Annotated in this window: 10 protein-coding genes; 2 read left to right on the plus strand and 8 right to left on the minus strand. The window is 64.8% G+C overall.

All coding sequences use genetic code 11. The features are described 5' to 3' along the window. Positions 1-15 precede the first annotated feature (15 nt). The 4 genes from HF684_RS16985 to HF684_RS17000 all read right to left on the minus strand — a co-directional run bounded on the left by HF684_RS16985 (position 16) and on the right by HF684_RS17000 (position 5,686). On the minus strand, positions 16-1,749 hold the full coding sequence (locus HF684_RS16985; RefSeq protein ID WP_169253435.1) for an ABC transporter ATP-binding protein: 1,734 nt from the start codon (positions 1,747-1,749) through the stop codon (positions 16-18). After that, positions 1,746-2,807 carry an ABC transporter permease gene (locus tag HF684_RS16990; RefSeq protein ID WP_248279010.1) on the minus strand — a complete coding sequence of 354 codons (1,062 nt, stop codon included), beginning with the start codon at positions 2,805-2,807 and terminating at the stop codon, positions 1,746-1,748. Before HF684_RS16990 ends, HF684_RS16985 begins: the two co-directional genes overlap by 4 nt. Continuing rightward, entirely contained in the window at positions 2,807-3,898 is a 1,092-nt protein-coding gene (locus HF684_RS16995; RefSeq protein WP_169253436.1) for an ABC transporter permease, read from the minus strand. Before HF684_RS16995 ends, HF684_RS16990 begins: the two co-directional genes overlap by 1 nt. Before the next feature lie 153 nt (positions 3,899-4,051). Beyond that, positions 4,052-5,686, minus strand: a complete 1,635-nt coding sequence (locus HF684_RS17000; RefSeq protein ID WP_169253437.1) for an ABC transporter substrate-binding protein — start codon at positions 5,684-5,686, stop codon at positions 4,052-4,054. Positions 5,687-6,094: 408 nt separating this feature from the next. Here HF684_RS17000 and HF684_RS17005 point away from each other — a divergent pair, with 408 nt between their 5' ends. Continuing rightward, entirely contained in the window at positions 6,095-7,633 is a 1,539-nt protein-coding gene (locus HF684_RS17005; RefSeq protein ID WP_169253438.1) for an alanine/glycine:cation symporter family protein, read from the plus strand. 293 nt (positions 7,634-7,926) lie between these two features. Here HF684_RS17005 and fbaA read toward each other — a convergent pair whose 3' ends face one another. Both fbaA and HF684_RS17015 read right to left on the minus strand, forming a co-directional pair. After that, complete coding sequence (gene fbaA, locus HF684_RS17010; protein ID WP_169253439.1) at positions 7,927-8,952, minus strand: class II fructose-bisphosphate aldolase; 1,026 nt, start codon at positions 8,950-8,952, stop codon at positions 7,927-7,929. A 199-nt stretch (positions 8,953-9,151) separates the two neighbouring features. Next, positions 9,152-11,116 (minus strand): BCCT family transporter, encoded by a 1,965-nt coding sequence (locus HF684_RS17015; RefSeq protein ID WP_169253440.1) that lies wholly within the window; start codon positions 11,114-11,116, stop codon positions 9,152-9,154. Positions 11,117-11,254: 138 nt separating this feature from the next. Between HF684_RS17015 and HF684_RS17020 the strand changes: the two genes are divergently transcribed. Continuing rightward, entirely contained in the window at positions 11,255-12,574 is a 1,320-nt protein-coding gene (locus HF684_RS17020) for an MFS transporter (RefSeq protein ID WP_169253441.1), read from the plus strand. Positions 12,575-12,667: 93 nt separating this feature from the next. Here HF684_RS17020 and HF684_RS17025 read toward each other — a convergent pair whose 3' ends face one another. Together HF684_RS17025 and HF684_RS17030 are read right to left on the minus strand one after the other, a co-directional pair. Further along, positions 12,668-13,198: an SRPBCC domain-containing protein gene (locus HF684_RS17025; protein ID WP_169253442.1), complete on the minus strand. Its 531-nt coding sequence runs from the start codon at positions 13,196-13,198 to the stop codon at positions 12,668-12,670. A gap of 31 nt (positions 13,199-13,229) precedes the next feature. Beyond that, positions 13,230-13,571 (minus strand): metalloregulator ArsR/SmtB family transcription factor, encoded by a 342-nt coding sequence (locus HF684_RS17030; protein ID WP_169253443.1) that lies wholly within the window; start codon positions 13,569-13,571, stop codon positions 13,230-13,232. Positions 13,572-13,610: the final 39 nt, after the last annotated feature.

Below are 13,610 nucleotides of genomic sequence, written 5' to 3' on the forward strand. Positions count from 1 at the left end.
GCCGTCAGGTAGTAATTACGTGCGGAGGGTTCTTGCCAGCTCGCGGCGTTCCGCCTGCTCGACCGGGTCCGGGACTGGGAGCGAGGCGATGAGGCGCTTCGTGTAGTCGTTGTCCGGTGACCCGAGCACCTGCTCACCCGTGCCTTCTTCGACCAGCTCGCCGTGGAAGAGCACCCCGATGCGGTCGGAGAGCATATCGACGACGGCGAGGTCGTGGCTGATGAACAGTGCCGCGAAGTCGAAGCGGTTCTGCAGCTCGACGAAGAGCTCGAGCACCTTCGCCTGCACGGACACATCGAGCGCGGAGGTCGGCTCATCGGCGATGAGCAGCTCCGGATCGAGCGCCAGACCGCGCGCCAGCGACGCCCTCTGCCGCTGACCACCGGAGAGCTCATGCGGATACCGCGCCGAATACGCCTTCGGCAGCTGCACGGAATCGAGGAGTTCGAGCACTCGCTGCGATCGGTCGTTCGCACTCATCTCCCGCCGGTGGATCGCGAACGGTTCGGCGATGCACTCCCCGATCGACAGATGCGGGTTGAACGACGCCGCCGGGTCCTGGAACACGAACCCGATCCGTCGCCGGATCTTCGAGAACTCACGCTCCTTGAACCCAACCATCTCGTGCCCGAGCACTTCGAGGCTGCCGCCGCTGGCCCTGGTCAAGCCCGCGATCGCACGTCCGATCGTGGTCTTGCCCGACCCCGATTCACCGACGAGTCCGTAGACCTCGCCGGCCTTGATGTCGAAGCTGACCTTCTTCACCGCGTGGAAGTCCGACTTGCCGATGCCGCCCGGGTAGACGATGTCGAGACCGCGGGCGGTCACGATCGATTCGCGCGCGTCCCTCTCCTTCGCCGAGGCAGTCCCCGCCGAGGTCTCACCCGCCTCGGCGGCGGCCGCCTTGCGGCTGCCGGCCACGGTCGACCCGATCCGCGGCACAGCGGCGAGCAGTTCGCGTGTGTACTGCTCCTGCGGATCGCTGAAGAGCTGTTCGACCGACGAGACCTCGACGAGGTCGCCGCGCAGCATCACGGCCACTCGATCGGCGAGGTCGGCGACGACGCCCATATTGTGGGTGATGAGCACGATGGCTGTGCCCGTCTCGTCGCGCAGTTCGCGCAGCAGGTCGAGGATCTCCGCCTGCACGGTGACGTCGAGGGCGGTGGTCGGTTCGTCGGCGACGATGAGCTTCGCCCCCAGGGCCAAGGCCATCGCGATGACGATGCGCTGCTTCTGCCCGCCGGAGAACTGGTGCGGGTAGTAGTCGAAACGGCTTTCGGCATCGGGGATCCCGACCTGTCGCATGGCCTTGACGACGCGCGCCTTGAGGTCGGCTTTACTCGCCTTCCGATCATGCGCGCGCAGACCTTCGGCGATCTGCCACCCGACCGTGTAGACGGGATTGAGCGCGGTCGACGGTTCCTGGAAGACCATCGCCACATCGCGGCCGCGCATGGCTCGCAGCTCTTCGGCGGAGATGCTGAGCACGTTCGCACCGGAGATGACGACGGCGCCCGAGCGCTGCGCCGTCTCGGGCAGCAGGCCGAGGATGGACCGGGCTGTCACGGTCTTGCCGGACCCCGATTCGCCCACGATCGCCAGCACCTCACCGGGTGAGACGGACAGTGATACGTCCTTGACGGCGTGGACGTCCCCGCCGTCGGTGGAGAAGGTGACGTCGAGGCCGTCGACGTCGAGGATGCTGCCCGTCGCCGAGGCGGTCTGCTCGTGTTTCTGCTTGCTCATGCTGTGACCTCCGCGGGCTTGGTGTTCTTGACCTTGGCTTTGCGCCGTACGCGCAGACGCGGGTCGTTGAGGTCGTTCATCGACTCACCGACCAGGGTGATTCCCAGCACGGTGAGCACGATGGCCAGCCCCGGGTACACCGCCGTCCACCACACGCCGGAGGTGACGTCCGGCAGTGCCTTGTTGAGGTCGTATCCCCATTCCGACGCCGAGGTGGGTTCGATTCCGAAGCCCAGGAACCCGAGCCCGGCGAGAGTGAGAATCGCCTCGGAGGCGTTGAGCGTGAAGATCAGCGGCAGGGTCCGCGTTGCGTTGCGGAAGATGTGCTTGGAGATGATGCGCGTCTTCGAGGCACCGAGGACGATCGCCGATTCGACGAAGGGCTCGGCCTTCAGGCGCAGGGTCTCGGCCCTCACCACGCGGAAGTACTGCGGAATGAAGACGACCGTGATCGAGAACGCGGCCGCCGCGATTCCGCCCCAGGCACTCGATTGTCCGCCGGAGATGGCGATCGACATGACCAGTGCCAGCAGCAGGGTCGGGAATGCGTAGACGGCATCGGCGATGACGACGAGGATGCGGTCGAGCCAGCCTCCGATGTAGCCGGAGATGAGTCCGAGGATGACACCGGCGAACAGGGACATGACCACGGCCACGACGATGACGGCGACCGCGGTCTGCGCGCCCCAGACGACGCGGGAGAAGACGTCGTAGCCGCCGACCGTGGTGCCCCAGATATGGGTGCCGCCGGGAGGCAGCTTCGATCCGAAGTTGCCTTCGGAGGTGCCCAGCTGGTTGAAGCCGTAGGGGGCGATGAGAGGAGCGAAGATCGCGCAGATGATGACGATTCCGCTGAGGATGAGTCCGGTGATGAGCATTCCGCGCTGCAGGCCGACGGACTGGCGCAGATGGGAGACGATCGGCAGGCGGGACAACCAGGATTTCTTGGCTCTGTCGTCGAACGCCAGTGCCGGTGCTCCGGAGCCGGGAGCCGCCTCGGCGAAGGTCTGGGTCGGATCATCCGGCACGTTGTTCTGCGGGTTGTCTGGAGTGGACATCAGTACCTCACTCTCGGGTCGATGAACGCGGCGATGACGTCGACGAGGAAGTTCGTGACCGCGACGATGACGGCGAGGAACACGACGATTCCCTGGACGGCCACGAAGTCGCGGGCGGTGAGGTACTCGGCGAGTTTGAAGCCGAGCCCCTTCCATTCGAACGTCGTCTCGGTGAGCACGGCGCCGGCGAGCATGAGCGCGATCTGCATGCCCATGACCGTGATGATCGGGATCAGCGCCGGGCGGTAGGCGTGCTTGGTGACCAAACGGTATTCGGAGATCCCGCGGGAGCGGCCGGAGTCGATGTACTGCTGTTCGAGCGTGCCGATGAGGTTCGTGCGCACGAGCCTGAGGAACACTCCTGCGGTGAGCACGCCGAGGGCGATCGCCGGCAGCACCGCATGAGCGAGCACATCGGACAGGACGGAGAAGTTGCCGATGCGCAGGGCGTCGATGAGATAGAAGTGCGTGGGCCCGACGACACCGGACATGATGTACTCGGTCTCCGTGGTGCCGCGACCGGCCACGGGCAGGATCGGCAGGAAGACTCCGAAGATGAGTTTGAGGATCATGCCGGCGAAGAACACCGGGGTCGCGTAGCCGAGGATCGCGAGCACACGCAGCGCGGCGTCGGGAGCCTTGTCGCGATGGTAGGCGGCGAGCATGCCCAGCGGGATGCCGAGGATGAACGCGACGATGAGCGCGTAGAAGACGAGTTCGACGGTCGCTGCCCCGTAGTTGAGCAGGATCGACGACACCGGCTGCCCATCGGAGACCGCGGTGCCGAAGTCGCCCTTGAGCAGATTGCCCAGGTATTCGAAGTACTGGACGAGGATGGGCCGGTCGTAGCCGGCGGCGTGGACGCGCTCGGCCAGCTGCGCCTGCGTCAGGCGTCCGCCCAGCGCTGCGGTGATCGGGTCACCGGTGATGCGCATGAGGAAGAACACCAGAGTGGTGAGAATGAAGATGGTGGGAATGATGAGGAGGAAGCGGATGAGGACGTAACGTCCCAGTCCGCCCCCAGTGGGCTTCTTGACCGCGACCGAAGTCTCGGCGGCCTCAGCCCCTGGTTCGCTGATGGCAGCAGACATGTGTTCCTTATGGGATGTGTTTCGATGCGCTCGCGACCGAGGGACGGACAGTGGACACCTCGGTGAGGGTCACTGCAGGTGTACGGAGCTGACCGCGAACGCGCCACGAGGTGCAGGCGGCCTGACCGGCTCACCTGCACCTCGTGTGGGTGATCACTTGCTCAGCAGTGCCAGACGGAACTGGAAAGCGGGGTCGAGGGTGTCGTCGACGCCCTTGACGTCCTTGCCGGACACGGCGATCTGGTTGCCCTGGAGCAGCGGCAGAGTCGGCAGCTCGTCGGCCAGCTGGCCCTGGATCTTCTTCAGGGCCTCTTCGCGCTTGCCTTCATCGGCGATCGAGGACTGTGCGTTGAGCTCCTTGTTCATCGCCTCGTCACGGTAGTGGTTGGCGAGGAACGACGGGGTCTCGTCCGTGTCGTAGAAGAACGGCACGAGGTAGTTGTCGGCATCCGAGTAGTCCGGGAACCAGCCCAGCTGGTACATCGGGTAGACGTCGTCAGTGCGGTCCTTCGAGTACTGCACCCACTCGGTCGACTGCAGCTTGACATCGAACAGTCCGGTCTTGTCCAGCTGGTCCTTCACCAGGGCGTACTCGTCGCCCGAGGAGGGACCGTAGTGGTCCGGGTTGTACTGCAGCTTGAGTTCGACCGGGGTCTTGACTCCGGCGTCCTTGAGCGCCTTCTTCGCCTTCGCGACATCGGCGCCGCCCTTGCCGTCGCCGTATTCGGACTTCAGCGGCTCGTCGGAGCCGGGCAGCCCGTCGGGCACGTGCGAATACAGCGGGGTGAAGGTGTCCTTGTAGACCTGGCTGGCGATCGCCTGGCGGTCGACGGAGTCGGCCATGGCCTGACGAACGGCGAGCGCCTTCTTCTCATCGGCGTCATCGGTCTTCGCGCCGAAGGGCATCGTGTCGTAGTTGAACACGATGTAGCGGATCTCGCCGCCGGGGCCCTTGTGGACCTTGAGGTCCTCGTTCTTGCCGAGGTCCTCGACGTCGGTGGCTGACAGCGATCGCCATGCCACGTCGATGGTGTTCTCCTGGACGTCGAGCTTCATGTTGTTCGCGTCCGAGTAGTACTTCATCTGCACGGTCTCGGTCTTCGCGGGCTCGATGAAGCCCGTGTAGTCCGGGTTGGCCTTGTAGGTGATCAGCTCATTGAACTTGAAGCCGTCGATCGTGTACGGACCGGCGAAGGCCTTGCCGTCGACGATCTCCTGGTCCTTCGTGACCTTGTCGGCCGAGAACACGTCCTCATCGACGATCGGTCCGGCGGCGCTGGCCAGCACACCCGGCCAGGTCTGGTCGTTCTTGCGCTTGAGGTTGAAGATGACGGTCTTCTCATCCGGGGTCTCCACGGACTTCAGGCCGCCGAGCAGCGAGGAGGGCCCGTTGGGGTCCTGGATCTTCAGCTGCCGATCGAAGGAGAACTTCACGTCGGAGGAGGTCAGTTCGTTGCCGTTGGCATACTTGAGCCCGTCCTTGAGCTTGACCTCGTACTTCGTCGGCTCGGTGAAGTCAGCCGATTCGGCGATCGAGGGGTTGAGCTCGGCCGTGCCCGGCTTGTAGGCGAGGATGTACGGGTAGATCTGCTGTTCGACGAGGGAGCTTCCGTTGTCATACGCAGCAGCCGGGTCGAGCGCCACGACCTTGTCCGTGGTTCCGACCGTGAGCATTCCGCCTTCGTCGTCTCCGCCGCCGCCTCCGGTCGTCGAGGTCGAGCAGGCGGAGAGGAGCAGAGCGCCCGCCGCAGCGATGGCCACGGCCTTAGCGCCAGTTCGTCGTTTCATGGTGTTCCTGTCGTTACAGATGTGCTCTTCGTGTCGTCTTTGCTCGAAGAGATCCGCACCACATCATACGGTTCCCGTCCCAAATAGTGAACTGACGCACATGAAGTGATCCACTTCGCAATGACTTCGCAACAATTCGCCGAGGCGGTCCTGCCCGACACAGCGAAACCTCCCTTGCCGCAGCACGGGGACCAGCGAGGCGACCAGCAGAACCGCACATGGGGCGGCTCCCGGATTTCGATTTGCGCGACAGGTCACAATCGGTTTCACTTATGAGGTGCATCACAGAGAACGCTGGGGAAACTCTCGTGAATCCGGTCGCTCAATAGCTGGCCGGCGCTCTGGCACAGACGCTAGATAAGCAACACCGTGTCGGCGATCCCGGCACGGAAGAACGAATGGAGAAGCGTGTCCGCTTTCATCGACTGGCTCAACGGGGTCGTGTGGTCGTCCGCCCTCGTCTACCTGTGCCTCGGCGCGGGTGTCTATTTCACGATCCGCTCACGCGTCGTGCAGATCCGCCAGATCCCCGCCATCTTCAAGCAGATGTTCACCGGCAAGAGCTCCAATGAGGGCGTCTCGTCCTTCCAGGCTCTGGCGATCTCGCTCGCCGGTCGCGTCGGCGTCGGCAATATCGCAGGTGTCGCCACCGCCATCGGCTTCGGCGGCCCCGGTGCCGTCGTCTGGATGTGGATCTCGGCCCTCCTCGGCGCCTCGACGTCCTACGTCGAATCCACCCTGGGACAGATCTTCAAGGAGCAGGACCCCCGCACCGGCGAGTACCGCGGAGGCCCCGCCTTCTACATCGAGAAGGCCTACCGCCACACCAAGGCCCGTGGCCTGTTCAAGGTCTACGGCATGGTCTTCGCAGCCGTGACCGTGATCGCCATGTCGTTCATGCTGCCGGGCATCCAGTCCAATGCGATCTCCGGCGCCGTCGAGAACGCCTGGAGCATTCCGACCTGGGGCACCGCAATCGCTCTCGTCATCATCATGGGCTTCATCGTCGTCGGCGGCATCAAGCGCATCGCGCACTTCGCTTCACTGGCTGTGCCTTTCATGGCCGTCATCTACATCATTGCGGCCATCGCAGTGACCATCATCAATGCTGATCAGATCGTTCCGGTCCTCCAGCTGATGTTCAACTCGGCCTTCGGCATCGACGCCGGACCGGAAGCGGCCTTCGGCGGCATCATCGGCATGGCGGTCCAGTGGGGCGTCCAGCGCGGCATCTACTCGAACGAAGCCGGACAGGGCACCGGGCCTCACGCGGCATCGGCCGCCGAGGTCTCCCACCCGTCGAAGCAGGGACTCGTGCAGGCCGGATCGGTCTACATCGACACCCTCTTCGTGTGCTCGGCGACGGCGTTCATGATCCTCTCGACCGGCATGTACAAGGTCTTCGACGCCGACGGGACGACGATCATCGGCACCGGCCGCGGCCAGCTGGCCGAGGAGATCGCGGCGACCCCGGGCGAGAAGTGGCCGCAGGCGGGACTCGATTCGATGATCCACGGTCTCGGTGCCGGGTTCATCGCGATCTCGATCTTCCTCTTCGCGCTGACCACGATCGTCGCCTACTACTACATGGCCGAGACCAACCTCGTGTATCTGCTCGGCAAGGCCAAGAACACCATGGTGCTCGCGGTCGGCAAGCGCGTGCTGCAGCTGCTCATCCTCGTCGCCGTCGCCGTCGGTGCGATGTCGACGGCCGGCAGCGCCTGGGCGCTCGGTGACATCGGCGTGGGCCTCATGGCCTGGCTGAACATCATCGGCATCCTCATCCTGCAGCAGCCGGCGTTCAAGCTCCTGCGCGACTTCGAACGCCAGACCAAGCTCGGCTTGGACCCGGTGTTCGAGCCCGAGAAGATCGGCGTGCGCAACGCCGACTTCTGGGATCAGCGGGTGGCGCGGCTCAAGGCCGGCGAGGCGGTGCCGAAAGGCTGATGCGAAGCGCGATCGGGATGCAGGCCACTCGGCAGGCAGTCCGGTCGACAGACAACTCGTCCGCCGATCCGCGGGACGATACGAGGCCCGGGACAATGGCGTCCCGGGCCTCGTGCCATTCACAGTGGCATCTCGTCGAGAAACGGGCTGAATGTCGAGACACGGGTGTCCACGTGCGTTTCTCGACGCTTGGCCCGTTTCTCGACGGTTCAGCATGCGCAGCGGCCGTCGCCCGGAATCGGGCGACGGCCGCTGTCGGTGCGTGGGGCAGCCAGCAGCTGCCGCAGCTCAGATCACTTCTGCAGGCTGGTGCCGGCCGAGCCGAGGTTCTGGCAGGCTTCGACGATGCGCTCGGCCATGCCCTTCTCCGCTGCCTTGCCAAAGGAGCGCGGGTCGTAGAGCTTCTTGTCGCCGACCTCACCGTCGATCTTGAGCACTCCGTCGTAGTTGCGGAACATGTGCTCGACGACGGGGCGCGTGAAGGCGTACTGGGTGTCGGTGTCGATGTTCATCTTCACGACTCCGTGGCGGACCGCCTCGGCGATCTCTTCCGCACTCGATCCCGAACCGCCGTGGAAGACGAGATCGAACGGCGCTTTCTTGCCGACTTCGGCGCCGACCTTCTCCTGGATCTCACCGAGGAGTTCGGGGCGCAGCTTCACATTGCCGGGCTTGTACACGCCGTGGACGTTTCCGAAGGTCAGAGCCGTGAGGTAGCGGCCCTTCTCGCCGGTGCCCAGAGCACGCGCGGTGGCCAGCCCATCCTCGACGGTGGTGTAGAGCTTGTCGTTGATCTCGTTCTCGACGCCGTCCTCTTCGCCGCCGACGACGCCGACCTCGATCTCGAGGATCGAGTGCGCGGCCGCAGAGAGCTCGAGCAGCTCCTCGGCGAGGACGAGGTTCTCGTCGAGGGGAACGGCAGAACCGTCCCACATGTGCGACTGGAAGTAGGGCTCGCCGCCGTTCTTCACGCGTTCGGTCGATGCGGCCAGCAGGGGCTTGACCCAGGCTTCGACGGCGTCCTTCGGAGCGTGGTCGGTGTGCAGCGCGATGTTGACGTCGTAGCTCTTGGCCACCTCGGCGGCGAAGACGGAGAACGCGATGGCACCGCGCACGCGGTCCTTGACCGTCGGGCCGGACATGTATTCGGCGCCGCCCGTGGAGATCTGCACGATGCCGTCGGATCCGGCCTCGGCGAAGCCGCGGATGGCGGCGTTGATCGTCTGCGAGGAGGTGCAGTTGATCGCGGGGTAGGCGAAGCCCTGGGTCTTCGCACGGTCGATCATCTCGGCATACACTTCGGGGCTGGCGATGGGCATGTGCGCTCCTTGGTCGATGGGTCGGTGTACTCGTCCGCCACCAGCCTACTCGTTCCGCCTTGCGCCGCAGAAGCCGTCGACAGCGGCGTCCGCGATGTGCGACGAGATCTGGTACGACGAGGGCCCGTGTGACCGACTCGCAGTCGGTCACACGGGCCCTCGATCCGTCGGCGGCGCACCGGCCGTCGACGGTGCCGTATCAGTCCGCGGGGGTCGACGTCCCCCTGTCACGGCCGGGCTTGCGCGGCTCCCGAGTCCCCCCGGAGCGCGACTTCATCCGATCGCCGATGCCGCGGCTGCGCGTGAGTCGGTAGTCGATGCGCTCATCGACCTTGTCACCGAGGTACTCGTCGAAGTCATCGGCCAGATGCTCACCGACCTGACGGAACCGCGCCGCACGCTCGATCGCCGCCGTCCGCTGCGCCTCCTTGCCGAAGGCCTTGAGCGTGGACACGCAGACGAGGACGAGGATGATGCTGAACGGCAGCGCCGTGAGCAGCGACCCGGCCTGCAGCGCTCCGAGCCCACCGGCGATGAGCAGACCGATCGCCAGCGCACCCTCCATCAGCGCCCAGAGGACACGCGACCACAGCGGCGGGTTCGGGTGGCCGCCCGAGGCGAGCATGTCGACGACGAGCGAACCCGAATCCGACGAGGTGATGAAGAAGATCGCCACGAGGATGATGGCGATGACCGACAGCACCGCACCCAGCGGCAGGTCTCCGAGCACGTCAAAGAGGACACGTTCGGCCACGACGCCTTCCTCCGGGTCGACGAGGTCGCCGGCGCCGAAGATCTGACGGTGGATGCCGGTGCCGCCCATCACGGAGAACCAGAAGAAGCCGACGATCGACGGCACGAGGAGCACACCGGCGATGAATTCGCGCACGGTGCGGCCACGCGAGATGCGGGCGATGAAGACGCCGACGAAGGGTGCCCAGGAGATCCACCAGCCCCAGTAGAACAGAGTCCAGGAGGAGTTCCACTCCGCGCCTTCGTCACCGGTGTAGGCACCGATGTCGAACGTCATGTCGAAGACATTGGCCAGATACACGCCGATCGACTCGACGAAGTTCTGGAACAGGAACAGGGTCGGCCCGAGCACGAGAACCGTGATGAGGAGGATGCCGGCCATCGTGAGGTTGATGTTCGACAGCCACTTGATGCCGGCGCCCACGCCCGAGACCACCGAGGCGGTGGCGAGGAAGGTGATGATGACGATGAGGATGACGAGGAACATGTTGTCGTACTCGCCGACGACCCCGATGTGTTTGAGTCCGGCCGAGATCTGCTGCACGCCGAGCCCGAGAGAGGTAGCGATGCCGAAGACCGTGCCGCAGATCGCGATGACGTCGATGACGTCACCGGCCCACCCCTTGACGAAACGTCCCAGGAGCGGTTCGAGGGCCCAGCGGATGGACAGGGGGCGACCACGGCGGTGGATCGCATAGGCCAGTGCCATGCCGAGCACTGCGTAGAGCGCCCACGGGTGCAGACCCCAGTGGACGAAGGTCTGGGCCATGCCCAGCTTCGCGTCGTCGATCTCGCTGTCGGGCCATCCCGGCTTCGCCCCGGTCGTCGCGTAGGTCAGCGGTTCGGCGACACCGTAGAAGACGAGGCCGATGCCCATGCCCGCGGCGAAGAGCATCGCGAACCACGAGAAGATGTTGAATTCCGGTCGGTCGCCATCCTTGCCCAGCCGAATTCTGCCGTACTTGGAGAATCCGACGACGATGGCGAAGACGACGAACAGCCCGACGACCAGCATGTAGTACCAGCCGAGGTCGGCGACGACCCAGCCCTGCATCGCAGAGATCACGTCGCCGGTCGACGTTGGGAGCGCAATCGCCAATGCGGCGACTCCGACGATGATGATCAGCGCCGGCCAGAAGACGGCCGGGGCGATCATGCCCTTGCCGATGCGCACGCCTTGGCGGCGCAGCTTCTCGGTGATCTCCGCATCGGAGTCGCCTTCGCCGATATGCAGCTTCTCCGGAAGATGAAGCGCTACGGGGTCGGGTTCGCCGATGAGATAATGTTCGGTTTCGGACGGTGTGGAGGCGGTCGTATCGTCGGCACCGGTGGTTGGTGCCGAGTCCGCCTCGGCGGTCGCGCCGGCCTGCTGGCCGGTCGCGGAGCCGTCGTCCGCGTTGGGGTCGCTCATAATGCCCTTCGCTTCGAGTTCAGATCCGTCTATCTACTCTGCCGCAATTCACGGACTGCTTCAACGTCGCATTCAGCTTTACCCTGCTATTTTCGTAGTTTTCGTCCCGATCGGGCAGCGATTCAGTACAGTGACACCATGCCCGCATCCCCGCCGTCACCAGCAGCAACCCGTCTGCGCATATTCAATTGGGCGCTGTGGGACTGGGGTTCGGCGTCCTTCAATGCCGTGATCATCACCTTCGTGTTCGCTCCGTACCTGACGAAGTCCGTCGCCGCCACCGAGGAAGCCGGCTCCTCGGCATTGGGCTGGTCGATGGCCGCGGCCGGATTCGTCATCGCCGTCATCGCTCCGGCAGCCGGCACTCGGGCCGACGCCGGGGGTCGGCATCGCCTGTGGCTGGGTGTGCACACCGGAATCGTCGTGCTCACGATGTTCGGCCTGTTCTTCGTCCGCGACTCCCCCGACTATCTCTGGCTGGGTCTGCTGCTCTTGGCCGTGGGCAGCGTGTTCTTCGAATTCGCCGAGGTGTCCTACAACGGCATCATGGTCCGCATCACCACCCCCGACAATGTCGGCAAGGTCTCCGGATTCGGGTGGGGCATGGGCTACGTCGGAGGGCTGGTCCTTCTCGTCGTCCTCCTCGTCCTGGTCATCCAGCCCGAGGTCGGCATCCTCGGCGCCAGCGACGCCGACGGACTGAGGTTCCGCATCGTCGCTGTCCTCGCGGCGGTGTGGTTTGCGATCTTCGCGCTTCCCACACTGTTCTCGGCTCCCGGTGCGAAGGTCAAGGGCACCTCGGGCGGACACCCGATCCGCGCGTTCGTCTCCGATTATGCGGGCCTTGTGCGTCGTCTGGTCCGGATGTGGTCGACCGAGCATCAGACGCTGCGGTTCTTCATCGCCTCGGCGGTCTTCCGGGACGGTCTGGCCGCGATCTTCTCCTTCGCCGGCGTCCTTGCCGCCGGCAGTTATGGGTTCTCCGCCTCGGAGATCATCATCCTCGGTGTGGCAGCGAACGTCGCCGCCGGTGCCGGTGCGATGATTGCCGGGTGGTTCGACGATCGGCTCGGGCCGAAACCCGTCATCATCGCCGGTCTCATCGTCATCATCGCCGGTGGGCTGCCGATCCTCTTCAGCGCCGAGGCGGCCGTGTTCTGGGTCTGCGCCCTGATCTTGAGCTTCTGCGTCGGTCCGGTGCAGGCGTCGAGCCGGTCGTTCCTGGCCCGCATCACTCCGCCGGAGTCGGCCGGGGAGAACTTCGGCCTCTACGCCACGACCGGACGGGCCGTGAGCTTCCTCGGCCCGGCGATGTTCGCCTTGGCGATCACGATCTTCGGCTTCCAGCGGGCGGGAACGCTGGGCATCCTCATCGTTCTGGCGGTCGGTCTGGCGCTCATCATCCCCGTCCGCCCGGACACCCCGGCCCACTCCATGCAGGCCCGCGCGGAGGCTTAGCCCGACCCTGATGCGGAACTTGCGCGCCGTTCTCAGGGAGAAGAATGTTGATTTCAGCGGCGAGAATCAACATTCCTCTCCCGCGGAATCGCCCTATGCGAGCTCGCTCGGTTGCGAGTTCGCACGGTTGACGGTTCCGCTGCGAGCCAGCAGCCCGTCGATCTGGTTGATCGCCCCGGTCGAGCCTTCGATGACACCCATCTCCAGGACGGTGCGCAGTCCCTCCACCGAGTCGAAGACCGATTCATAGGTGGCACGTGTCCCGGTCTCGGTTGCCTCGAAGCGGTAGACGCAGCTGCTTCCGGGCATCGACTCGACAACCGTGAAGTCCTCATCGGCGAAGTAATCGCGGAACTCCAAACGTGTGGGACGATCGACGGCGGTCAGCTCCCACAGCCCGCAGAACTTCTCGCCCTCCGGGCTCGTCATGTAGTACGTGACTCTGCCGCCGGGTGCGAGCGAATGGTCGACGACCGTGGCCGGGTACGTCGGAGGTCCCCAGATCTGCTCGAGCTGTCGGGGGTCGGCGTAGACCTCCCACACTCGTTCGAGCGGCGCCGCGAATTCGGCGACGATCGTCAGCGTCAGTGTCTCTTCGTCATGAAATGTGTCGATGACCGGCATGGCTGCTCCTTAAGCATTGCGGTGGTTTTCCTCACGACCCGGCCTGTTCGTCCCCGGCCAGAAGGTCGTCGATTCTCTGCACTCGTTCGACCCACTGGTCTTCGAGTTCGGCGAGCATGCTCCTGATGGTGCGAAGCGGACCCACCTCTGCGTGGGCGATCTGCCGTTTGCCGACTCGGCGCTTCGTCACCAGTCCTGCACGTTCGAGGACAGCAACGTGCTTCTGCACTGCGGCGAAGCTCATGTCGTAGCCGGCTGCCAGATCGGACACCGAAAGTCCCTCTCCTGTGACTCGGCGCACGATATCGCGCCGGGTGCGGTCGGCCAATGCCTGGAACAGCGCATCGACTTCGTCGTCGAGAACGGCTTTCATACACCCAATCATACAACCGACTGGTTGTATGTAAATAGT

Source organism: Brevibacterium sp. 'Marine', assembly GCF_012844365.1.
GTDB lineage: Bacteria > Actinomycetota > Actinomycetes > Actinomycetales > Brevibacteriaceae > Brevibacterium.

What these genes read in the sequence shown, in the direction of transcription:
- HF684_RS17000 (WP_169253437.1), bottom strand. Translation starts at nt 5,686, where the DNA reads ATGAAACGACGAACTGGCGCTAAGGCCGTGGCCATCGCTGCGGCGGGC.
- HF684_RS17020 (WP_169253441.1), top strand. Translation starts at nt 11,255, where the DNA reads ATGCCCGCATCCCCGCCGTCACCAGCAGCAACCCGTCTGCGCATATTC.
- HF684_RS17025 (WP_169253442.1), bottom strand. Translation starts at nt 13,198, where the DNA reads ATGCCGGTCATCGACACATTTCATGACGAAGAGACACTGACGCTGACG.
- HF684_RS17030 (WP_169253443.1), bottom strand. Translation starts at nt 13,571, where the DNA reads ATGAAAGCCGTTCTCGACGACGAAGTCGATGCGCTGTTCCAGGCATTG.
- fbaA (WP_169253439.1), bottom strand. Translation starts at nt 8,952, where the DNA reads ATGCCCATCGCCAGCCCCGAAGTGTATGCCGAGATGATCGACCGTGCG.
- HF684_RS16985 (WP_169253435.1), bottom strand. Translation starts at nt 1,749, where the DNA reads ATGAGCAAGCAGAAACACGAGCAGACCGCCTCGGCGACGGGCAGCATC.
- HF684_RS16990 (WP_248279010.1), bottom strand. Translation starts at nt 2,807, where the DNA reads ATGTCCACTCCAGACAACCCGCAGAACAACGTGCCGGATGATCCGACC.
- HF684_RS16995 (WP_169253436.1), bottom strand. Translation starts at nt 3,898, where the DNA reads ATGTCTGCTGCCATCAGCGAACCAGGGGCTGAGGCCGCCGAGACTTCG.
- HF684_RS17015 (WP_169253440.1), bottom strand. Translation starts at nt 11,116, where the DNA reads ATGAGCGACCCCAACGCGGACGACGGCTCCGCGACCGGCCAGCAGGCC.